The 4,513-nt window shown below is 79.8% G+C and carries 3 protein-coding genes; all 3 read right to left on the bottom strand.

All coding sequences use genetic code 11. The annotated features are described in order from the left end of the window. Positions 1–242: 242 nt before the first annotated feature. Positions 243–419 carry a hypothetical protein gene (locus tag ACFXAM_RS35745; protein ID WP_380297748.1) on the bottom strand — a complete coding sequence of 59 codons (177 nt, stop codon included), beginning with the start codon at positions 417–419 and terminating at the stop codon, positions 243–245. Between the two features lie 96 nt (positions 420–515). Further along, positions 516–3,461, bottom strand: a complete 2,946-nt coding sequence (locus tag ACFXAM_RS35740; RefSeq protein ID WP_380297746.1) for an ATP-binding protein — start codon at positions 3,459–3,461, stop codon at positions 516–518. Between the two features lie 101 nt (positions 3,462–3,562). Continuing rightward, entirely contained in the window at positions 3,563–4,018 is a 456-nt protein-coding gene (locus ACFXAM_RS35735) for a hypothetical protein (protein WP_380297744.1), read from the bottom strand. Between the last annotated feature and the right edge of the window lie 495 nt (positions 4,019–4,513).

Raw genomic sequence — 4,513 nt, 5'->3', positions numbered from 1 at the left:
GCGGTGGGCGGGCTCACCGTCACCGCGCCGTGCGGCGCGAACGTCACGGGATCGCTGGAGACCACCGAACGGGGCTGGCCGCCCGCCACCGCCACCCTCACCGTGCCGGTCGGCTGCTGACGGCGACCGGCCCGCGGACACGGCGAAGGCCCTGTCCGATCGCCCGGACAGGGCCTGGTCCTTCCGTGATCAGCCGGTCCCCGGCCTGCCGCCCGCACGCGGCGGGCCGGGGACCGGCGGGCTCAGTGCGCCCAGTGCGCGGGGCCGGAACGGCTCAGCCGGGCCAGCCGGACCAGGGCGAGCGGATGGTTCCCCGCCCGGCGGGGGGACGGGGAGATCCGGACCGTGGCCCCCGCCGGGGCCACTCCGTCCGACGCCTCGACGGCGGTCGCGCTCGGCGCGTGGTGACGTGCACTCATCTCCTGGGATCCCTCCTGGTCGGGGAGCGGCTGCCCCGCTCGCTCGCCGGTGACCACCAGGGAACCCGCCCGGCCCGGCCGGATCAATGCGGGTGACTACCTATCGCTCCCCGGGAACGATGAGGGGCCCGGCGCCGGCCCGTCGTCCGACACCTCCCCGGCCTCGGCCTCGGCCCGGGCGAGCGCCTGCGCCGTCCCGGCCCGGCCGGTGCCCAGCTTGTGCAGCACGTTCGCCACATGGTGCTCCACCGTGCGCGGCGAGAGGAAGAGCGCCTGGGCGATGTCCTGGTTGGCGGCGCCCTGGGCGAGCAGCTCCGCCACCTGACGCTCGCGCGGCGACAGCTGCTTGCCGTAGCCCCGCCGCCCCGGCGAGCCGATCCCGCCGAGATCGAGGTCCCGGCGCAGCTTGCGGCACCGGGCGGTGTCGGTGGTCGCCCCCAGGCCGAGGTAGACCCGCTCGGCGGCCGCCATCCGCTCCGCCGCCCGGGTGCGGTCGACGGCGGCCAGTGCGGCGGCGATCCGCTCGTCGGCCCGCGCCGCCTCGTAGGGGCGCCCGATGTCCTGCCAGCGGTCCCGGGCCAGGGTGAACGCCTCCACCGCCCCCGGCCCGCCGCCGGCCGCCGCCAGCAGCCCCCGGGCCAGGTCCAGCGCCGCCGACACGGCGGGCGCGCCCCGCTCGGCGAGCGCCCCGGCGGCCTCCTCGACGACGGCGCCGGCCTCCGCCCGCGCGCCCGTCGCCAGCAGCGCCTCCACCGCGACCGGCAACAGCTCGGCGGTGCGCGCCCAGGCGTCGGCCTGGCGCGCGGTCGCCAGCGCCGGGCCGGCCGTGGCGGCGGCCCCGGCGGTGTCGCCCTCCAGCAGCTGCAGACCCCCGAGCCCGGCGGCCGCCCGCAGCGCGACCGTCACCTGCGACTCCCGCTGCCCGTACCGCGCGGCGACCGTGAACTCCTCCCGGGCCACCGCCAGCCGGCCCCGCCCCGCCGCCAGCCGCCCGAACAGCAGCGCGCGCTCGGCCCCGGCCATCGCCAGGTCGTCGAACTCCGCGCCCAGCGCGGCGAACCGCTGCTCCACCCCGTCCCAGCGCCCGGCCAGCATGTCCAGCCGGATCAGCGCCAGCCGGCTGTAGCACTCCAGATAGGGGATGGCCGTCAGCCGGGCCAGCCGCCGGCTCTCCGTCAGCAGGTGCGCGGCCCGGGTGTCGTAGCCCAGCTCGATGGCGATCTCGCCGGTGTTGTACAGCGCCCGGGTGGTCTGGCGCATCACCTCCGGACGCTCGGAGGCGCGCGGCAGCTCGTCCAGCCGGCCCCAGACCGCCGGATCGCCCGCCCGGGCCTGGAAGGTCAGCGAGGTGGCCCGCACGGCGGCGGCCACGTCCTCGTCCGGGTGCTCCGCGAGCAGCCGATCCGCCCGGTCGAGCCACTCCCAGGCGTGCCGGCCCGCGCCGTCGCGCTCGTCCATGGAGATCGCCACCATGGCCCGGGCCGCCCGCACCGGGCGCTCCTCCAGCTCCTCCAGGGACTCCCGGATCCGGTCGAACCCGGCCCGGTTGCCGCTGTGCACCGCGGTCAGGAAGCCGAGCGCGAGCCGGATCTCGCCGCGGTCGGCGACCGGCAGCCGCGGATCGGCGACCATGCCGCTCAGCACCTGCACGCTGGCCGCCGGGTCCACGTCGTCGGCCGCCAGCCGGGCCAGCGCCAGGGCGGCCCGGCCGCGCCGGCGCGGGTCGAGGTCGGGCTCGTCCAGCAGGCTGCGCAGCATCCGGCGCGCGCCGCCCGGGTCGCCGAGCGCGACGGCCTGGTCGGCGGCGGCCTGGGCGAGGTCCTGCCAGGCCGCGCGGTCGCCCATCGCGAGGGTGTGCTCGGCGATCCGGGCGAGCGGGCGGGGTTCGCGGGTCTCCAGCGCGGCGACCGCCCGCCGGTGCAGGACCCGCCGCCCGGGCCCGGCGATCCGCCGGTGGGCGACCTGGCGGACCGCCGGATGGCGGAAGGCGTAGCGGTCCGGCGAGGTCTCGTGCAGGACGGCCCGGTGCAGCGCCTCGGCCAGGCCCTGCGCACCGTCCCCGGCGTCCAGCCCGGCGACCGCGGTGAGCAGGTCCTGGTCGGCGGGCACCCCGAGCACGGCCGCCGCATCGACCACGGCCGCGGCCTGCGGGCCGAGCCCGGCGAGCCGCCCGGTCACGGCGTCCGCCAGGGCGCGCGGGAGGTCGGCCTGAGCCAGCCGGACCGCCAGGTCCGCCCCCCGCCGGGGCGACGGACGCCCCGTCAGGGCCCGCAGCTCCTCCTCGACGGCCGGCGGCAGGCCCGCCGTGCGCGCGTGCAGCACCCGGGCGAGCTCGGTGCCGCCCGCCGGACCGAGTGCGGCCCGGGCCAGCTCCGCCACCTCCGCCGCGTCCAGCGGCTCCAGGCGCACCACGTCCGCGCCGCTCCCCGGCGCACCCGGCGCGCCGCGGTAGGCGGCGGCGGGCGACGGGACGCCGGGCGGCAGGTCCTCGGGGCGGTAGGTGACCACCAGGGAGAGCCGCGGCGGCAGATCACGGGCCAGCCGCAGCAGCAGGTCGAGCGTGGCGTCGTCGGCCCACTGCACGTCCTCGACCACCAGCACCGGATCGTCGAGCGCGGCCAGCAGCGCCCGCAGCCCCCGCGCGGCCGACCGCCGGGCGGACACCAGCTCCCCGCCGTCCGGCGGCGTGGCGGGCAGCCGGTCGGCGAGGTCCGGCAGCACCCCGCGCAGGGCCCCGGTGCTCGGCGGCAGTTCGCCGGGCGGGGGCAGCAGGGCGGCGGCGTCCCGCAGGGCGTCCACCACGGCGCCGAACGGCTCCGGTTCGCGCAGCGGGTGGCAGCGGCCGCGGAGCACCGCGCGTCCGGTGCCCTCCAGGGCCCGCACCGCCTCGGCGACCAGCCGCGACTTCCCGACACCGGCCTCGCCCTCGACGAGCAGCACGGCCGGCGGCCGGGTCAGCCCCTCGGTCAGCCGGGCGAGTTCCCCTACCCGCCCCACGAAGCCGCGGCCCCCGGGCACGTCCGGCGCCGGCGGCCGGTTCATCGGCACCACGCCAGGCCGGGGGAACAGGGAGTGTGAGCGGACATGTCCCCATGATGCCCGTGTCCGCCCCGCCCCCGTCGACCGGGGCCGGGCGTACCCGCTCAGAGCGCCCCGGACGCCACCGGTCCGCCGTCGGCGTGCGGCACCGGGGCGGCGGGAGCGGTGAGGCGGGCGCGCGCGGGCGTCTGTCGCGGCGCGGCCGGGCGGACCACCCGGCCCGGGGCCTCGACGACCTGGCAGCCCGCCCGGGCGAGGCGGCGCACGGTGTTCGCCGCCGCGCGGTCGTCGAGCGAGAACACGAACGGGCCGGGCACCAGCACCACGTCCACCCAGCCGCGCTCGGCCGCCGTGAGCAGACTGGCCAGCGCCGGCAGCGGGCCGCGGGTGCTCAGGCCGTGGTCGGCGTAGACGTCGGGGCGGGGCAGCGCGAGGCGGTGGGCCAGGTGCTCCATGGCGGAGCGTACGTCGTCGGCCTCCTGCGGGTCGTACGGGCGGCACCGCAGGTACATCGCGGACCGCCGGGACACCCGGTGCACCGGTTCGTGGGGGTCGTGCATGCCGTTCACCTGGCCTTGCTCACTCGACGGGTGGGGGTGGGTGGGGACGGGGCGGGGCGGGGGAGCGCGGCCGCGGGCGGTGTCCAGCGGACCTCCGGAACGGTGCGGGGATCAATGGGGGCGACTACCCATTGCTGCGCACCGCACCGGGCGGCGGGCCGCCGGACACCTGAGATCGTGCGGGTCCCCGGGGCCGGGGCCAAGGGTGGGACGGCGGCGCCCGGTGGTGCGGGTGGGGGCCGGCGGGCGCCGGTGCGCCGGTTTGCCGCGGCGATCTCCCGGCCCGCCGCCGCCCACCTGCGGATTCCCCCGGCCCCCGCCCCTCCGTCCGGGGGCCGGGCGGCCCGTGGAGCCACCCGTCCGCCGCACCGCCTCCGACCCGGCCGTGGTGTACGAAGCACCGCGCGCCCCGCCGTGCTCGACGCACGCCTGCCGTGCCCCGCCGCGGGCCGGGCGGCCGGGCCCGGCCGGCCGGGGACGGACGGGGGCCCGGGC

Origin of the sequence: Kitasatospora sp. NPDC059462, assembly GCF_042749955.1 — a bacterium.
In the GTDB taxonomy this organism is placed as follows: domain Bacteria; phylum Actinomycetota; class Actinomycetes; order Streptomycetales; family Streptomycetaceae; genus Kitasatospora.
This window is presented reverse-complemented; position numbering and strand designations above follow the sequence as displayed.